Below are 17,338 nucleotides of genomic sequence, written 5' to 3'. Positions count from 1 at the left end.
CGTGTTCGCCGACGTCGGGCTGGCCGGGGTCACGGGCGAGTTGGGGGTGTTGGGCGTGTTCGCCGAGGCCGCGAGGTCGCTCGTCGCCGCGCTCGATGCCTCGCGCTCCACCACGATGGTCGTGTCGGTGGGCACGGGCACCGACTCGATGAGGCTGGAGGCGCTCGGGGAGGGGCTGCGGGTGTCCGCCGATGCGCCGCCGGCCGCAACGGCACCGGTGAGGGCGATGGCGCCGAGCGCGCCACTGATCATCCACGTCTTGCGGGGCAGGTTCTTCATCTCAGGTCCTCCTGGAAAGGGGGCGACGGGGTGCCGCCTGCTGTTGCACCAGCCTCGAGGACGTTGATGAGGTGGTCGTGAGGCGAACATGAGGGCATCCTCATGTCCGCCCCACGACCCATGGCGGGTGGACTGGCGACCCTGAACCCACGACCCCCCTGCCAGGTCGTGGGTTCAGGCCCGTGCCGGCCTCACTATCGGTCAGGCCGGCCAGTCCGGCCCGTCGATGGTGGTTCGTCACCGAGCGCCGACCGGATTGGTCAGCGCAGGATGCCGTCCTTGGCCGCGTCCCGGACGAAGGCCACGATCTCGTCACGCACGGCATCCGCGTCGAGGTCCAGCAGCCCCGAGATCGCCGCCGCAGCAGCCCGTGCGGTCAGGTCGCCGTCACACACCGAGGCGAAGGCAGCGGTCACGGTCGTCAGCGTCAGGTGGCGCCGCAACCCCCCGCCCTGTCGCAGCACGATGACGCTCGGGTGCTCGGCGCCCGGCAGGCTGTGCCGTTCCTCGTGCACGTCGGGAGCACACGACCACGAGGTGTCGAGCACGGCGTCGTCGTCGTGCTCAGCGAGCCAGCAGCGGGCTCGGAGCCCGGCCAGCACCGTCGGACCCATCGGCGACTCGACGGGCCACGACACGTCCATGAGGTCGACGAAGGGAGCCCGCTCGACCTCACGCCGGTGCAGCGTCACGACGCCGAACCCGATCGCCTCGACGTCGCGGGACTCGAAGTCGTCGAGCCACGCGGCATACATCCTGTTGAAGTCGGCGGTGCCCGGGTGGTGACCCCCGTCGCGCGCCCACGTCTCGGCGTACTCCGCCGGGTCCTGCACCTCCCGTTGCACGACCCAGGCGTCCAGGCCGGTGCCCTCGATCCAGCCGCCGACCCGCTCGGTCCACGTCGTGCCGCGCGGCACCTCCCAGTTGCCCAGGAAGTGGGCGATGCCCCCGGGTTCGAGGTGCGCACCGACCCCCATGACGAGGTCGCGCACCACGGCATCCCCGGCGGCGCCGCCGTCGCGGTACTCGTACAACGGCACCTCACCCGAGCGCGGGGTGATGACGAACGGGGGGTTGCTGACGACGAGGCCGAACCGCTCCCCCTCGACCGGCTCGAGCATCGACCCGGAGCGCACCTGCCAGCCAGCCCCGTCGAGGGCGGCGTTGAACCGCGCGAAGGCCAGGGCCCGCTCCGAGAGGTCGGTGACGACGACCTCGTCGGCGTGCTGGGCGAGGTGCAGCGCCTGCACCCCACAGCCAGTCCCGAGGTCGAGGGCTCGCGCCACCTGAGGCCGCGGCGTCCAGGAGGCGAGCGTCGTCGACGCCCCACCGATGCCGAGGACGTGGTCCTGGCGCACGGGTCGCCGCGTCGCCAGCTCGTCGAGGTCGGACGCGACCCACCAGTCGACGTCGTCGCCGGCGTAGGGGCGCAGGTCGCACAACGCGACGACCCCGTCACCCTCCGGAGCGAGCAGGCCGAGCGCGACCGCCCCCTCGACTCCGAGGGTGGGCAGCGCACGTTCGGCCTCGGCGGCATCCACCGGGTCACCGAGGGTGAACAGGCGGATGAGCGTGCCGCACGGCGCGTCGGTCGCAGCGGTCACCCGCTGCACCGGGAGAGCCTGCTCACGGTCGAGGGCGGCCGCGGCCATCGGGCCGAGCAGGTCGAGCACGCCGGCGACGGTGAACTGGGAGGTGTGCAGGTCGGCACGGAGCGCGCTGATGAGCGCGGGGTCGACGCGGGGCGGGTTGGTGGTCATCGTGGACGAGCGTATGCGGTGCGGCACCGTGACGTCATCGGATGCCGAAGGGCCGGGTTCCAGCGGAACCCGGCCCCTCGGCATCCGTCACGACATCCGGGGTGGTCACACCGACGTCGCGCGCAGGCCCACGATCAGTGGATCTGCTCGGGGTGGTGCGCCGTGGCTATCGCGGCGTCGGGGTCGGCGTCCCCGCCGATGGCCAGGTCCTTGCTTTTGGAATAGGCGACGGCGGCGACGACGATCGTCAGGGCCACCGCCGCGATGCCGTAGCGCAACGGCGAGGAGGCGTCGTTGCCGATGGACAGGGTGACGATCGCGGGTGCGATGAGCACGGAGACGAGGTTCATCACCTTGAGCAGCGGGTTGATGGCCGGTCCGGCGGTGTCCTTGAACGGGTCGCCGACGGTGTCGCCGATGACCGCGGCCGCGTGGGCCTCGGAGCCCTTGCCGCCGTGCGCGCCGTCCTCGACGATCTTCTTGGCGTTGTCCCACGAGCCACCGGAGTTGGCGAGGAAGACGGCCATGAGCGCACCGGCGCCGATGGCACCGGCGAGGAACCCGGCCAACGCACCGACGCCCAGGCCGAAGCCCACGGCTACCGGCATGAGGGCTGCGAGCAGACCCGGCGTCGCGAGCTCGCGCAGCGAGTCACGGGTGCAGATGTCGACGACGCGACCGTACTCGGGCTTCTCGGTGTAGTTCATGATGCCCGGGTGCTCGCGGAACTGGCGGCGCACCTCGAACACGATGGCGCCGGCTGCCCGGGTCACGGCGTTGATGGCCAGGCCGGAGAAGAGGAAGACGACGGCCGCACCGAGGATGACTCCGACGAGGGTGTTGGGGTCGGTGACCAGGCCGTAGGCGCTGTTGAGGAAGTCCTGGCCCTCGGCCTCGGTGACCCCCGAGACGTCGAGCGAACGAACCGTGCTCTGCCAGGCGTCGGTGTAGGAGCCGAACAGTGCCGTGGCGGCGAGGACGGCCGTGGCGATCGCGATGCCCTTGGTGATGGCCTTCGTGGTGTTGCCGACGGCGTCGAGCTCGGTGAGGATCTGCGCGCCCTCCTCGTCGACGTCGCCGGACATCTCGGCGATGCCCTGGGCGTTGTCGGAGACGGGGCCGAAGGTGTCCATCGCCACGATGACGCCGACGGTGGTCAGCAGGCCACAGCCGGCGAGGGCGATGAGGAACAGCGCCAGCGCCGTCGAGCCGGCACCGAGCAGGAACGCCAGGTAGACCGCACCGGCGATGATGCCGGCGGTGAACACGGCCGACTCGAGGCCGACGCCGATGCCGGAGAGGACCACCGTGGCGGGGCCGGTCAGCGTGGTGCGGGCGACGTCGAGGGTCGGGCGCTTGTCGGTGCCGGTGTAGTGGCCGGTCAGCCAGAGGATGATGGCCGCGAGCACGATGCCGATGAGCACCGCGAGGACCGCGGTGAGGCGCGGGTCGCCCTCGAGCGCGTTGATCTCCTCGTTGGAGGAGCCGAGCTCGCCGAAGGTCGCGGGCAGGTAGACGTAGGCCGCGATGGCGGACAGCACGGCCGAGATGGCGGCGGAGATGTAGAAGCCGCGGTTGATGGCGCTGAGGGCGTTCTCACCGGGACGGGCCTTGGTGATGAACACGCCGAGGAGCGCGGTGACCGCGCCGATGGCCGGGACGATCAGCGGGAACACCAGGCCGTACTCGCCGAACGCGACCGAGCCGAGGATGAGCGCGGCGACGAGCATGACCGCGTAGGACTCGAAGAGGTCGGCTGCCATGCCGGCGCAGTCACCGACGTTGTCACCGACGTTGTCGGCGATCGTGGCGGCGTTGCGCGGGTCGTCCTCGGGGATGCCGGCCTCGATCTTGCCGACGAGGTCGGCGCCGACGTCCGCGGCCTTGGTGAAGATGCCGCCGCCGACGCGCATGAACATCGCGAGCAGCGCGGCACCGAAGCCGAAGCCCTCGAGGACCTTGGGTGCGTCACCTTCGTAGAGGATGACGACGATGGCTGCGCCGAGCAGGCCCAGCCCGACCGTCGCCATGCCGACGACGCCACCGGTGCGGAAGGCGATCTTCATGCCGGCGTCGCGGCCGTTCTCGCCACGGGCGGCTGAGGCCACGCGGACGTTGGCCTTGACGGCGAGGCTCATGCCGAGGTACCCGATCGCCGCGGAGAACAGCGCGCCGAGGATGAAGAAGCCCGAGCGCCCCCACCGCACACCGGCCGTGTCGGCCGGAAGCAGGAGCAGCAGGCCGAAGACCAGGACGACGAAGACGCTGAGGGTCTTGAACTGCCGCGCGAGGAAGGCCTGTGCGCCCTCTTCGACGGCAGCGCCGATCTCCTGCATCTTCTCGGTGCCGGGGTCGGCGCTCAGAACCTGGTTCCTGAAGACGAACCCCATGACGAGCGCCACGACCGCGATGGCCGCGACGGTGACGACGAGCGTGAGGTTCGTCCCAGCGAGTTCCAGGGCCGGGCCTGACTCAGCCGAAGCGAGCGCAAGCGGTGCCATTCCATCCTCCTTGACGGGTTTGTGCGTCCCGGGGCGAGTCACGCCGACGGCAGGACGCTCGGGCGCACCTTACCGGCCGACACGCCGTCGGCAGACTCCGACGCCGGAGTGACTCAGGTCACCCTCAGGAGGAGAGCGCGTCCTCGAGCGTGTCGTGGATGCCGATCACGGTGTCCAACCCGGTGATCCGGAAGACCCGCAGCACCCGGTCCTGGGTGCAGACGACCCGAAGCCAGCCCGAGTGGTTGCGCACGACCTTCAGGCGCCCGACGAGCACGCCGAGGCCGGTGGAGTCCAGGAAGGTGACGGCATCGAGGTCGACGACGAGCCGGTTCCGGCCGGCGGCGATCTCCTCGTCGAGGGCTGCACGCAGCTTGGCCGCGGTGTAGACGTCGACCTCGCCACTCACGGTGACGACAGCGACACCGTCCTGCTGGGAGGTGCTCACGGAGAGGTCCACGGGGAGGCACCACTTTCGGTCGTTGCCGCTGTCCACGGACTCGTCACGCGGCAGGGCTGCTGATGGGGGTCGGAGGCACCGCCTACCGTAACCGGCATGTCCGCCGCTGAGAACCACCTCGCAGCACTTGCAGCGGGGGCACGCAGCGAGCGACTGCTGCACGTCGAGCGGGTGCCGGCAAGGGCGGCCCAGGTGTCGACGTGGCCTGAGACGGTTGTGCCCGCGGTGCTCTCGGCCCTGCTCGGCGCCGGGATCGAGGCGCCGTGGACCCATCAACGGGCCGCCATCGACCTCGCGACCGCGGGTGAGCACGTCGTGCTGGCGACGGGTACGGCATCCGGAAAGAGCCTGGGCTACCTCGTCCCGGTGCTCGGGGCCGCGAGCGAGGGCGCCGCGGCCGCAGGAGGTCGCGGCGCGACCGCCATCTACCTCGCCCCCACGAAGGCACTCGCGGCCGACCAGCTCGCGCGCATCGACGCCCTCGCGGTGCCCGGGGTGCGGGCCGCGACCTATGACGGCGACACCCCGCCCGACGAGCGGCGGTGGATCCGGGACCACGCGAACGTCGTGCTCACCAACCCCGACCTGCTCCACCACTCCCTCCTGCCGGGCCACGAGCGCTGGTCGCGGTTCCTGCGGTCGCTGCGTTACGTCGTCATCGACGAGTGCCACGTCTACCGCGGGGTGTTCGGCTCCCACGTGGCGTCGGTGATCCGCCGGCTGCGGCGGGTCGCGGCCCGGTACGGCGCGTCCCCGACGTTCGTCCTCGCGTCCGCGACCGTGAGCGACCCCGCGACCCACGCGTCGCGCCTCGTGGGGATGCCGGTCACGGCCGTCACGCAGGACGGCTCGCCTCGCGGTGCCCTCACCTTCGCGTTGTGGGAACCGTCGACCGAGGACGAGCAGCGCCGGTCGGCGACGACCGAGGCCGCGCAGATCATGGCCGAGCTCGTCCTGCGCGGCGTGCAGGTGGTCGCGTTCGCCCGCAGCCGGGCCGGGGCGGAGTCGCTCGCGAGCAGCGCGCGACGCCGCATCGAGCAGGACGACCCGGCCCTGGCCGCCGGGGTGTCGGCGTACCGCGGCGGCTACCTCCCCGTGGAGCGTCGAGCCATCGAGGCAAAGCTGCGCGACGGGTCGGTGCGTGGCCTGGCTGCCACGAACGCGCTCGAGCTCGGCATCGACATCAGCGGGTTGGATGCCGTCGTGCTGGCGGGGTGGCCGGGTCGCCGGGCGAGCCTGTGGCAGCAGGCGGGGCGTGCCGGCCGCTCGGGCGAGGAGTCACTGGCCGTGTTCGTCGCGGCTGACGACCCACTCGACACCTTCCTCGTCCGGCATCCCGAGGCCGTGTTCGGCGCCCCGGTCGAGGCGACCGTGCTCGATCCCGACAACCCGCACGTGCTGGGGCCTCACCTGGCGGCCGCCGCGGCCGAGCTCCCCCTCACCGAGGGCGACCTGGCGATGTTCGGGCCCGACGCCCGCCGCCTCGTCGAGGCCCTGGTGGCCCGCGGCATCCTTCGTCGCCGCCCGACCGGCTGGTTCTGGGCACGCGAGGACCGCCCCGCCGACCACATCTCGCTGCGGGGGGTCACCGACGTCGTCGCGATCGTGGAGGCGCGCACCGGCAGGGTCCTCGGCACCGTCGACGAGGCGTCGGCCCACGGGCAGGTGCACACGGGGGCCGTGCACGTGCACCAGGGCGAGGCGTGGGTGGTGACCGAGCTCGACCTGGAGGCCCGGGCCGCCCAGGTGGTGCGCGGTGACCCCGGGTGGTCCACGCACGCGCAGTCGGCGAGCCGCTTCGACATCCTCTCCACCGACCGAGCGGTGGAGCGCGCTCACGTGCAGGTCTGTTTCGGCAGCGTGCGGGTGACGACCCAGGTCACCGGGTTCATGAGGCGCCTGCCGTCGGGTGAGGTGCTCGGCACCCACCCGCTCGACCTGCCGGAACGATCACTGACCACCAAGGCCGTGTGGTGGACAGTGACGGATGAGGCGCTCGCGGCGGCAGGTGTCGACGAGGCGACCGTCCCCGGGGCGCTGCACGCGGCCGAGCACGCCGCCATCGGGATGCTGCCGCTGGTCGCCACCTCGGACCGGTGGGACGTCGGCGGTGTCTCGACGGCTCTGCACCCGGACACGGGGATGCCGACGATCATGGTGTTCGACGGCTACCCGGGCGGGGCGGGATTCGCCGAACGCGGGTTCTCGGACTTCGAGGAGTGGGTGGCCGCGACCCGCGATGCGGTGCTCGCCTGCGCGTGCGCCACGGGGTGCCCGGCGTGCGTGCAGTCGCCGAAGTGCGGCAACGGCAACGAACCCCTCGACAAGGCCGGTGCCGTCGCTGTTCTGGACCTCGCGCTTGCGCCTGCTGCTCCGGGCGTCTCCGCGCCCTGAGGTGGGTACAGTCGCCGCCATGGTGCTTCTCGGGGTTGTTCTCGTCCTGCTTGCCGTCCTCGCTGGCGTGCTTCTCGTCACCGGAACGGCGTCGATCGATGCCCCGGTCGCGGTGGACCTTCCCTTCGGCACCCTCAGCCTCCCCCCGCTGGCCTTCCTCATCACCGGCATGGTCGTGATCTCGACCTTCTGGCTCGGCTGGGCGGTGCTGCGCGCAGGTCTGCGGCGCCAGAAGCGGCTGCGTGCCCAGGCCACCGAGGACGCCAAGGCCGCCCAGGCAGCACGCGAAGCCGACGCCGAGCGGATGAAGGCCGAGGTCGAGGCGCGCGACAAGCAGCTCGCCGAGGAGCGGCGCCAGCACGAGGCCGAGACCGCGGCGTTGCGTCAGCAGGCCGTGGCACCTCGCGACCAGAGCAGCCCGCCCACGCCGGGGGCCTGAACACCCCGGGCTCCCCACAGGGGAGCCCGCTCACGGCAACGGTTCGACACCTGCCCGCGACCGTGCGGAGACGACGCCGGGGCCGGTGATCCAACCTTGGGTCACTGACCTCGTGACCGTCACGGACACCACGACCGCGCCTGCACCATCGGCGAGGCACGTCGACACCCTCGCCGAGTTGGCGGCGGCCACCCGCCGGGCCGCGCCGCAGTCGGGGTCGGCGCCGACGGCGAGCGGGCCGGCGGCAGCGAGGGCTGACAGGTCGGCGGCACCTCGAGCCGCATGGACGTCACGCACGGTGGCCGTCACGACCAGGGCTGCTGCGGCCATGGACAGCACCACGGCGATGGCCGCGACGGCGAGGACCGTGGCACTTCCCCGCTCTCGCCGCAGTACCTGGTGGATTGGCTTCACGAGGTCACCTCCAGCGACGCGACTGCGGTCGCACGAGGTGGACCGACCACGCCGATCGCCATCAACACGGCGGGCCCGGGCGCGGTGACCGTCACGGTGCCGAACCCACCGCTGCGGCTCACCGCAACGTTCGCCCCGTCAGGAGCCGCACGCAGAGCCTCTCTGACCACCACTGGCTCGGGCTCGGCCCTGGCCACCAGACGCGCCCCGAGCCGGGCGGCGTCGACGCAGCGCACCTGCGACAGGCCCAGGTCGACGGCAGACAACGCCACCACCAGGACGACGAGCAGGCTCGGGATCGCCACCGCCAACTCGGCGGTCGCCATCCCGCGCTCACGCCGACGCCGCACGGTCAGGCCCCGCTGCCGAGCGCCCCGACGATGATGTCGGACAGGGCGCTCTTGACCGGCCCTGACCGCACCACAGCCAGGAGCAACCCGGCGAAGGCCACAGCGGCCACCGTGCCGACGGCATACTCGGCCGTCGTCATGCCCGCCTCGCCCAGGTCACGGACCCGTCGCGCCAGTCGGCTGATCCTGCGTACCAGTTGTGTCGCCATCGCGACCTCCTCTGCATCCACGAGCGCGTGTCTCGCGCCCCCTGGTGAGCACTCTTCGCGACTCGGCCCGTACGCGCTGATCGCCCCGACGACCCTGTGGACGACCGCCCCGTCCGTGCCCGCCTGTGGACAGCCGCCCCCGGCCCCGTCGGCGATGGCGGCACCACTCAGCCACGGGCGCCGCTGAGTCCGCCGAGCAGCAGCAGCACGACGGGCGTCACCGTCGTCGCGACGAATCCGGGGAGGAAACAGGCCCCGAGTGGCAGGACGAGCAACACCCCCGCTCTCTGCACGGCTGCCTCGACCCGGCGGGCCTCGTCGTCGTGCATCCGCCGAGCCGCGGCGGCAAGCAGCCCGGCCGGGGCCGCACCGGCGCTCTGGGCGGCGTGCCACGAGACCGCCGCCGTCTGCCACCCCGGGCCCACCCGCGCCCACGCGACGTCACTGGCCTCCCCCCAACGGTGCGCCGCCGCGACGATCGCCAGCTCGCGACCAGCAGCATCGGGGCAGAGCCGGGCGACGGCCTCGAGCGCCTCCAGCGAGCCCATGCCGCTGCGCAGGGCTGCTGCGACGAGGGTCAGTGCTGCCGCAGCCTCCTCCACGGTGGCCGGCTGCTCGCGAGCCACGCCGTCCCCGCTCGGCGCCTGTTCGCCCGGCCTGCCTCCTGCGGGCGGGGTCCACCTGGCTCCCGACGGCCAGACGAGAACCGACACCGCGGCGAGCGACATCGCCATGGCCACCATGACGCCCCCACCCGCATCCGGCCCCACGCAGAGCCAGCCCGTCACCCCACGCTCCCGTCCGTGCGGCCTGCCCGCAGTGCCCGCCGAAGCAGGCCTCGCGACCAGGACCAGCCGAGCGCGGTGAGCAGCAGACCGACGGCCGCTGCCGCCTGCGCCGGTCCGGTTCCGTAGAGCTGGCCGGGGGTGAGCCCGACGAGCAGGGCGGCGAGTGGCCCTGCGACCGGCAGGGCCGAGAGCAGCCACATGGAGGCCCGCGGACCCGCGGCGACGACGCCTGCCCGATCCGTTGCCGCCCGTCGCGCCCGAATCGACTCGGCGGCGGCCGCAGTGACCACCGATGACGCGGCTCCCGCCTCCTCGGTGAGGTGCCAGGCCGCCTCGAGGACACGAAGGTCGCGACGATCCTGCGATGACAGGGCGGCCGGCTCGGGTTCGAGAACGAGGACGGCCCCACCGGAGGCGACGGACTCGGCGATGCGCGGCCCCAGCCACGGAGCCGCCGCCTCGATGCCGGGCGACCGGGCTGCGACCGACGCCGCGGAGGCCAGGTCGAGCCCGGCCGCGAGTCCAACCGCCGTCACCTCGGCGAGGTCGGCAACCCACGGTGGCTGACGCCCCCGCCGCACCCCACCGGCCACCCGGGCGCGCCACCGCCCCCACGTTCCGCCCCCGACAGGCTCACCCCGCGCCGCGGCATCCGCTGTGGCTCGGCTCCATCGCCCCGGCCAGCAACACACCGCGAGGGCTGCCAGCAGCGCAGCGATCAGCACGGCCGGGCCCAGGCGCACTGTGTCGCGAGTGAGGGCAGCAGGCTCAGCAGTCGGTCACGGCCAGGCCCCGCTCGCAGCCCCCCGGCTCGGTCGACGACCGCGTCGACCACCCGGACACAGCCAGGGTCCGACGGGTCGGGCACCAGCACGCCGATGACGCCGACACGGCGCACACCGTCCCGGCGCTCCACGTGCACCACCGCCTGGAGTGCCTGGCGAAGTTGGGCGTGCACGGCATGGCGTGGCAGCCCCGCCAGCGAACCGAGCGCCTCGAACCTGGCGGGGACCTCCTGCGGGCCGTTCGCGTGCAGCGTGCTCATCCCCCCGTCGTGCCCGGTGTTGAGGGCGGCGAGCAGCTCGCGCACCTCGGCACCGCGCACCTCGCCGACGACGAGCCGGTCGGGGCGCATCCGCAGGGCCTGTCGCACCAGGTCGACGAGCGTCACCTCCCCGACCCCTTCGACGTTCCCCACTCGCCCTTGCAGCCGGACGACGTGGGGATGGCTGGGGTCGAGCTCGCGGACGTCCTCGACCACGACGATCCGCTGGGACGGGTCGACCTCGGCGAGCAGCCCGGCGAGGACGGTGGTCTTGCCGGCCCCGGTGCCGCCGGTCACGACCAGGGAGACCCTGCGGGTCACGAGCTGGCGCAGGACCACCGCGAGGTCGTGGCTCACCGCGCCCAGCCGCACGAGCGCGTCGACACCCTCGGGGTGGTGCCTGGCCAGCCGCAGGCTGAGGTGTGGTCCCGCCTCCGCGAGCGGCGGGAGGACCGCGTGGAGACGCACACCCCCAGGCAGCACACCGTCCACCCACGGTTGGGCGTCATCGAGCCGCCGACCGGCCAGGCCGGCGAGCCGCACGGCGAGGGGGCGCAGGTCCTCGGGTTCCACCATCCGCGCTGTGCGCTCCACGCCCGACCCCCGATCGACCCAGACCGCCCCGTCCCCGTTGACGAGGACATCGGTCACCATGGGATCGGCCACGACCGCTGCGAGCGGCCCCAGTCCGACGAGTCGATCGAGCAGCTCCTGACGGGCGGATGCCGCGCCGTCGGTGCCGAGGGTTCCCTCGTGGGTCGCAGCGATCTGGGCGACCCGCACGGTGGTCGGCGGGAGACCCGCCCGGATGGAGTGCTCGACAGCGTCGTCGAAGGGCCCCGGGATGCCGGTCATGACGCCTTCGCGGCGTCGTCGACGACCGCGACCACGGCGTCGGCACACCGTCGCACCTCGTCGCGGGCGATCCCCGGGAACAGTCCTCGCTCCGCGTCGCGGGGAACGTGGGGGTCGTCGCGCAGGTGGTGCAGGTGGGCGATGCCGAGGTGCGCGACGACCTCGTCGACGATGCGAGCGGCGCTGCGGGGGCCTCGGGTGACCAGGCGCAGGTCCACGGGTCGGTGGGCCTGGTCGGCCCGATCCAGCAGGTGGGCGACGGCGGCATCCGCATCGGCCAGGGCACGGGTGCGCAGGCCGGCCAGCACGAGCACCAGTGGCCGGTGACCAAGCACCGCGGGGAGTGCTGGGCTCCCCAGCGGCAGGTCGACGACCAGCCGGGCGGGGCCCTCGGCCAGAGAGCCGAGGACGTCCTGGACGGCCCGCTGCGAGAGGTCGGGGCCGGCCCCACCGCGGGCCGACAACACGTGCACGCCATCCTCGGTCGGCAACCGGGACGCAAGGGCACCCGGCGGCAGGCGCCCACGCACGTCACCCAGGTCGTTCCATCGTTGCCCGGGCAGGTGCTCGACGCCCGCAGTCACCTCCAGCCCTCCCCTCGTCAGGTCGAGGTCGACGACGACGGCATCGGGGCCTGTCGCGGCAAGACGGCGGGCGATGGCGAGGGTCAGGGTGCTCGCGCCCAGGCCCCCGGACGCCCCGACGACGGCGATGACGGCGTGTGGTGACATGCACCGACCCTCGCCGGGATCACGTGGTCACGCGAGGCGCGGCGGACACCCTGTGGACAACCATCGCGCCGTCGGCTGGCTGTGGACAACGACCCCTGGTGCGCCCATCGTCTGACCGCTGGTGCGCCACTTGTTTCCGGACATGGGACGGCCCCGGTCGGGGGGACAACCGGGGCCGTCGGCGAGCCGAGCTCCGGGGGGGAGAAGCCGGTTCGCCGTTCGCTCGACCCCGAAGGGGAGCGAGTAGTCATATCGTGCTCTACGACCGGACTCCGACGCAAGCCCTTGGTCAGAACTATCGAGAACATTTTCAGCACATCCTCAGGTCCACTGAATCCGAAGGTTTTGCCCAAACTGTTTAACGCTCTACGACCTGCGTGGCGCTGATCGATGACGAGGTCCGTGTCAAGGGAGCGCACGGGCCACCGAGATCCCTCGGCCCCAGCCCGATTCGGCGCGATCGCGACGCTCAGGTGGGCGGGCCCAGGCGCCCCGCCAGCACCGCATCGGCGACCGCCTCGCCCTGGGTGGCCGCCGCGCGCACCGCCTCACAACAGTGCGAGATCCACAGCCCCACACCGACGGCATCCCCTCGGCCGTAGGCGGCGAGCGCCCCGAGGTAGGCCGCTCCCCCACCTGCCGCATGACCGCCTTCGATGACGGCCACCCCGGTCGGATCGAGCCCGCCGGCCCGCACCACGGCCCGGTCCAACGCCCTCGCCACCACCGCGTTGCCGCGCACGAACGGCCGCACGGTCGCGAGCTCGGCGTGCACCACCGCCGCGGCCACGACCACGGGCAGTGACGGCACGGCCACCAGCACGTCCGCGACGTCACGAAGCCGAGCCGCCACCTCCTGGGCTGGCGGGGCGGCACCGAGATCGGTCAGCTCGAGGGACTCCTCGCCGGGCCGTCGTGGCCGCCCGAGGGCACCATCGGCCACCAGCCCCGCGGCTGCAGCCGTGTGCAGCCGGGCCAACGCCTGGAGCGGCGCCGTGAGCACGATGCCCGCCACGTGTTCGGTCTCCGCGGTTGCCGCCAGCACCCCCCGCATCGTCAGCTCGACCGGGTCGGGATCGGGTGACCAGGTGGCCGCACCCCGCACCACGTCGCGCAGGACGTCGACCGGCACGCTGGCGCCCTCCAACTCGCCACTGGCGTGGGCACCTCGCACGCGGGACTCGGCCGCGGCCTCGGGGATCCGCTTGCGCAGGGCCTGGTGCCACCGCAGGCGGGTACAGGCCTCACGAGCGGCCTCGACCTGCTCGGGGATGCCGGGCAGCTCGGCCAGTCGGGAGAGTGCGGCGACGATCGGGCTCTCGGTAGGCACTCGTGCAGACTAGTTCGCGGGCACCCGCACGCCCGCGAGCTGGCGAGAACGCGCGACGAGACGACCTGCGGAGTCCCACACCGCGGCATCCTCGATGAGCAGGTCACCCACCACGGTGTCGGTCGTGAGCTCGGCGAGCAACCACCCCGGCGCCGGTCGGCCGAGCACCTGTCCCGTGAGCTCCATCGTCGGCGCCCAGCCGGGCACCCCGAGGTCGAAGGACACCGGCATGAAGGCGTCGACGACGTAGGGCAGCAGCGCGGCATCCGGCTCGCGGCCGTCGGCCATCCGCAACCAGGCGCGGATGACCCCACGCTGGCTGGGTCGGCCGACCGCGAAGCCGATGGTGGCGGGGTCCACCCGCACGTCGAGGCGGTCGAGCATGACGATGGCCGTCGCGACCGGTGACGAGTCGCGGAGCGCGGGAACGCAGGAGTCCGGGTCAGGCATCGACGGCGGGGCCGGAGCACGGTGCACCGGCTCGGCCCGGTCGAGGGTGCCGAAGGTGCCGGTGACGTGCACGCGCTCGACGAGCCCGTCGCCCTCCGGTTGGCGCAGGCGCACCGTCGCCGTCGACGCGCCGCGGCCCACCCGCAGCACCTCCAGGTCCACCTCTAGCGGGCCCGGCCTGGCCGCCGAGAGGAAGTGCGCCCCCCAGGTGAGCACGTCCGGGTGCCCCACGGCCGACAGGACCTCGGATGCCGCGGACGTCGCGGTCGCCATGAGCACCCCACCGTTGATGGCGTGCCCGATGACCCACCCCTCGTCGAGGTGCCCGTGGGCCACTCCGGTCGCGCCCGCGACCGCGGGCACCACGGCATCCCACCTGACGGCTGTCGCCTCGTCGAACTCCGGCATCGCTGCGCCTCCCTGGTCCCTGGGCCGCCGCGACCACCTGTCCCGTCGGCTGGGCTCGACCCTATGGTGAGCGCATGACAGGGAGCATCCACTGGCCGACGGCGGTGCTCGTCGCGGGCACCCTGACCCTGTTGTGGATCTCCTGGTTGCTGCTGCGACGCAGCCGGCGACGCGGGTTCCTCTCCGAGGTCGACCGCGCCACGTACGCCACCCTCCACACGGCATCCCTGGCGTCCCAGCACCTCGCGGACGGCCTCACCCCGGATGCCGCTGAGCGCGCCGGTCGGCACCTGCTCTCCATCCTGGGCGCGCACGCCGTCTCACTGTCCGACACCGGAGGGGTGCTCTCCTGGACGGGCGTCGGTGAGCACCACCGCGGGGTGGCCTTCAACCTCGGCGACGAGACCCGGGCCACCGGCCGCACGGTCGTGCACGGCTCGACCCGGATCACCTGCGACGACGACGCCTGCCCGATCCGGGCTGCGGTCACCGCCCCTCTCGTCATGGACGACCTCGTCGTCGGGACCCTGAGCGCCTGGACCGAGCAGCCGTCACCGGGGCTCGCCAAGGCCACGGAGGAGGTCGCCGCCTGGGTCTCCAGCCAGCTCGCGCTCGCGGAGCTCGCGCGCACGCGCACCCGGGTCATGGAGGCCGAACTGCGGGCCCTGCGCGCACAGATCAGCCCGCACTTCATCTACAACAGCCTCGCGGCGATCGCGTCGTTCGTGCGCACCGACCCCGACCGCGCCCGCGAACTGCTCATCGACTTCGCCGACTTCACCCGCTACTCGCTGCGCTCAGGGGGCGCGTTCACGACGCTGGCCGAAGAGCTGCGCAACGTCGAGCGCTACCTCATCCTCGAACAGGCCCGCTTCGGCGACCGGCTCCAGACCTCGTTGCTCATCGCGCCCGAAGTGCTGCCGGTGACCGTTCCCTACCTCGCCGTGCAGCCCCTGGTCGAGAACGCCGTGCGGCACGGGCTCGCCGGCAAGGAAGGGATCGGCCGGCTGACCATCACCGCGGCCGACCGCGGCCCCGACGCCGAGATCTCCATCGAGGACGACGGCATCGGCGCCGATCCCCAGCGGATCCGCACCATCCTCGACGGGGCCCACGCCACCGACTCGGTCGGCCTCGGCAACGTCGATGCCCGTCTGCGACAGGTCTACGGTGACGAGTTCGGGCTCGTCGTCGAGACCGCCCCGGGAGCGGGCACGAAGGTGAGCTTTCGTGTGCCGAAGTTCGCACCCGGCATCCACGCAGATGGCTAGACGAGGGCAATAGGCTGCCGCCATGTCCACCAACGAGGCCGGGCTCATCGCACTCGTCGTCGACGACGAGCTCCCCGCGCTGTCCGACCTCGAGTACCTCCTCGAGCGCGACGAGCGCATCGCGGAGGTCATCACGGCATCCAGTGGCACCGAGGCGTTGCAGGTCCTCGACGGGCGAGACGTCGACGTCGTGTTCAGCGACATCTCGATGCCGGGGCTCGACGGGATGGCCCTGGCCCGGGTGATCTCGCGGTTCGCCGTGCGCCCGCAGATCGTCTTCGTCACCGCCCACGACCAGCACGCCGTCGACGCGTTCGCCCTCGCCGCCACCGACTACGTCATGAAGCCGGTGCGCACCGAACGGCTCTCCGAGGCGGTCCGCAGGGTCGTGCGAACCCGCAACGAACTGGCGTCCCCGGCCACCTCGCCGCCGGGCACGACGCCCGGTCCCGGCGGGCGCCCCGGCCAGAACCAGCCCCCGGCACCCCCGTCCCCACCGGAGGACGAGACGATCCCGGTCGAGCTGGGTGGGGTCACCCGGTTCATCACCCGCAACCAGATCCGCTACGCCCAGGCCCACGGCGACTACGCCCGGCTGCACACCGAGACCGGGTCGCACCTCGTGCGCGTGCCGCTCAGCGTGCTCGAGGAGCGCTGGGCCGAGCACGGGTTCGTGCGCATCCACCGCAGCACCCTCGTCGCCCTCCCCCACGTGAGCGAGGTGCGCATGGACCACGGCCGGTGCTCGGTCGTCGTGGGCGCCATCGAGCTGCAGGTGAGCCGCCGCCACACCAAGGAACTGCGCGACACGCTGCTGCGGCGGCCGATCGGCGACCGGCGCCCGTCCGGGGGCTGAGCGTGAGCGTGACCGGCGGGGAGCCACCGCAACGCGTGCGGGTGACGAGCTCGCGCCGCAGCGCCGCACCGATGCACGCCCGCCCCGTCACCCGTGACCTCGACGAGCAGACCGGCCTCGGCGACGTCTACCTCGCGGGGTTGATGCGGGCCCAGCTGAGGCTGTCGCTCGCCGTCCTCGGCCTGACCATCGGCGGGCTCGCCGCCCTGCCCGTCGTCCTCACCCTGGTCCCGGCGACCCGGACCCTCACCGTGCTCTGGGTGCCCTTCCCTTGGCTGGCCCTCGGAGTACTGGTCTACCCGTGCGCGTGGTTCCTCGCCCGCTGGTACACCCGTCAGGCCGAGCGGATCGAGGCCGACTTCGCCGAGGTCGTCGAGTCGTCGTGAACAACCCCCTCTCCGTCGCCGCGGTGGCGCTCGTGTGCCTCACCACGCTCATCGTGGGTGGCCTCGGGCTGCGGATGTCGCGCCGCACGAGCGACTTCTACGTCGCCGGCCGCACGGTCTCGCCACGGATGAACGCCTCGGCCATCGGCGGGGAGTACCTGTCGGCCGCCAGCTTCCTCGGCGTGGCCGGCCTGGTCTACGACCGCGGTGTCGACATGCTGTGGCTGCCCGTGGGCTACACGCTGGGATACCTCGTCCTCCTCGTCGTCGTCGCCGCCCCGATGCGCCGGTCGGGTGCCTACACGCTGCCCGACTTCGCCGAGGCCCGGCTGGGGTCGCGCGCGATCCGGCTCGTGTCGTCGACGCTGGTCATCGCCATCGGCTGGCTCTACCTCGTGCCGCAGTTCCAGGG

The 17,338-nt window shown here is 72.8% G+C and carries 19 protein-coding genes; 6 read left to right on the top strand and 13 right to left on the bottom strand.

Annotated elements, in window-relative coordinates; translation table 11 throughout:
• From PLL68_RS01905 to PLL68_RS01890, 4 genes are all read right to left on the bottom strand, one after another.
• The coding region (locus PLL68_RS01905; protein WP_502910617.1) for a hypothetical protein at window positions 1-279 on the bottom strand (279 nt) is incomplete at its 3' end.
• A 260-nt stretch (window positions 280-539) separates the two neighbouring features.
• A complete protein-coding gene (locus PLL68_RS01900) occupies window positions 540-2,039 on the bottom strand; it encodes a DUF7059 domain-containing protein (RefSeq protein ID WP_324531120.1) in 1,500 nt (499 codons plus the stop codon).
• 134 nt (window positions 2,040-2,173) lie between these two features.
• Window positions 2,174-4,540 carry a sodium-translocating pyrophosphatase gene (locus PLL68_RS01895; protein WP_324531119.1) on the bottom strand — a complete coding sequence of 789 codons (2,367 nt, stop codon included), beginning with the start codon at window positions 4,538-4,540 and terminating at the stop codon, window positions 2,174-2,176.
• A gap of 124 nt (window positions 4,541-4,664) precedes the next feature.
• Window positions 4,665-4,988, bottom strand: coding sequence for an STAS domain-containing protein (locus tag PLL68_RS01890; protein WP_502910615.1), 324 nt, complete (start codon window positions 4,986-4,988; stop codon window positions 4,665-4,667).
• 108 nt (window positions 4,989-5,096) lie between these two features.
• Here PLL68_RS01890 and PLL68_RS01885 point away from each other — a divergent pair, with 108 nt between their 5' ends.
• Window positions 5,097-7,394 carry a DEAD/DEAH box helicase gene (locus PLL68_RS01885; protein WP_324531115.1) on the top strand — a complete coding sequence of 766 codons (2,298 nt, stop codon included), beginning with the start codon at window positions 5,097-5,099 and terminating at the stop codon, window positions 7,392-7,394.
• A 19-nt stretch (window positions 7,395-7,413) separates the two neighbouring features.
• Window positions 7,414-7,833 (top strand): hypothetical protein, encoded by a 420-nt coding sequence (locus tag PLL68_RS01880; protein WP_159901488.1) that lies wholly within the window; start codon window positions 7,414-7,416, stop codon window positions 7,831-7,833.
• A gap of 30 nt (window positions 7,834-7,863) precedes the next feature.
• On the opposite strand, the gene PLL68_RS01875 is transcribed toward PLL68_RS01880, so the two are convergent.
• The 9 genes from PLL68_RS01875 to PLL68_RS01835 all read right to left on the bottom strand — a co-directional run bounded on the left by PLL68_RS01875 (window position 7,864) and on the right by PLL68_RS01835 (window position 14,413).
• On the bottom strand, window positions 7,864-8,247 hold the full coding sequence (locus PLL68_RS01875) for an Rv3654c family TadE-like protein (RefSeq protein ID WP_324531112.1): 384 nt from the start codon (window positions 8,245-8,247) through the stop codon (window positions 7,864-7,866).
• The gene (locus PLL68_RS01870; protein ID WP_324531109.1) at window positions 8,244-8,573 is read right to left on the bottom strand and encodes a TadE family type IV pilus minor pilin; all 330 of its coding nucleotides are present in this window, start codon (window positions 8,571-8,573) and stop codon (window positions 8,244-8,246) included. Before PLL68_RS01870 ends, PLL68_RS01875 begins: the two co-directional genes overlap by 4 nt.
• 26 nt (window positions 8,574-8,599) lie before the next feature.
• Complete coding sequence (locus tag PLL68_RS01865; RefSeq protein WP_324531107.1) at window positions 8,600-8,806, bottom strand: DUF4244 domain-containing protein; 207 nt, start codon at window positions 8,804-8,806, stop codon at window positions 8,600-8,602.
• A gap of 167 nt (window positions 8,807-8,973) precedes the next feature.
• Window positions 8,974-9,594 carry a type II secretion system F family protein gene (locus PLL68_RS01860; RefSeq protein WP_324531106.1) on the bottom strand — a complete coding sequence of 207 codons (621 nt, stop codon included), beginning with the start codon at window positions 9,592-9,594 and terminating at the stop codon, window positions 8,974-8,976.
• Window positions 9,591-10,319 carry a hypothetical protein gene (locus PLL68_RS01855; RefSeq protein ID WP_324531104.1) on the bottom strand — a complete coding sequence of 243 codons (729 nt, stop codon included), beginning with the start codon at window positions 10,317-10,319 and terminating at the stop codon, window positions 9,591-9,593. Before PLL68_RS01855 ends, PLL68_RS01860 begins: the two co-directional genes overlap by 4 nt.
• A complete protein-coding gene (locus tag PLL68_RS01850) occupies window positions 10,313-11,494 on the bottom strand; it encodes a TadA family conjugal transfer-associated ATPase (protein WP_324531102.1) in 1,182 nt (393 codons plus the stop codon). The genes PLL68_RS01855 and PLL68_RS01850 overlap by 7 nt, the downstream gene beginning before the upstream one ends.
• On the bottom strand, window positions 11,491-12,225 hold the full coding sequence (locus tag PLL68_RS01845) for a CpaE-like family protein (protein WP_324531100.1): 735 nt from the start codon (window positions 12,223-12,225) through the stop codon (window positions 11,491-11,493). Before PLL68_RS01845 ends, PLL68_RS01850 begins: the two co-directional genes overlap by 4 nt.
• Window positions 12,226-12,694: 469 nt before the next feature.
• Window positions 12,695-13,555, bottom strand: a complete 861-nt coding sequence (locus PLL68_RS01840) for a Fic family protein (protein WP_324531099.1) — start codon at window positions 13,553-13,555, stop codon at window positions 12,695-12,697.
• A 9-nt stretch (window positions 13,556-13,564) separates the two neighbouring features.
• Window positions 13,565-14,413, bottom strand: a complete 849-nt coding sequence (locus tag PLL68_RS01835; protein WP_324531097.1) for a thioesterase family protein — start codon at window positions 14,411-14,413, stop codon at window positions 13,565-13,567.
• Window positions 14,414-14,487: 74 nt separating this feature from the next.
• Between PLL68_RS01835 and PLL68_RS01830 the strand changes: the two genes are divergently transcribed.
• From PLL68_RS01830 to PLL68_RS01815, 4 genes are all read left to right on the top strand, one after another.
• Window positions 14,488-15,684, top strand: a complete 1,197-nt coding sequence (locus PLL68_RS01830) for a sensor histidine kinase (RefSeq protein ID WP_324531095.1) — start codon at window positions 14,488-14,490, stop codon at window positions 15,682-15,684.
• A 22-nt stretch (window positions 15,685-15,706) separates the two neighbouring features.
• Complete coding sequence (locus tag PLL68_RS01825) at window positions 15,707-16,540, top strand: LytR/AlgR family response regulator transcription factor (protein ID WP_324531093.1); 834 nt, start codon at window positions 15,707-15,709, stop codon at window positions 16,538-16,540.
• A 2-nt stretch (window positions 16,541-16,542) separates the two neighbouring features.
• The gene (locus PLL68_RS01820; RefSeq protein WP_246196863.1) at window positions 16,543-16,926 is read left to right on the top strand and encodes a hypothetical protein; all 384 of its coding nucleotides are present in this window, start codon (window positions 16,543-16,545) and stop codon (window positions 16,924-16,926) included.
• A partial coding sequence (locus tag PLL68_RS01815) for a sodium:solute symporter family transporter (RefSeq protein WP_502910609.1) occupies window positions 16,923-17,338 on the top strand: 416 nt, incomplete at its 3' end. The genes PLL68_RS01820 and PLL68_RS01815, both read left to right, overlap by 4 nt.

The sequence above is a fragment of the Ornithinibacter sp. genome (assembly GCF_035443565.1).
Taxonomy (GTDB): domain Bacteria; phylum Actinomycetota; class Actinomycetes; order Actinomycetales; family Dermatophilaceae; genus Fodinibacter.
The sequence above is the reverse complement of the archived record's forward strand: the minus strand, read 5'-3'. Positions and strand labels throughout refer to the sequence as shown.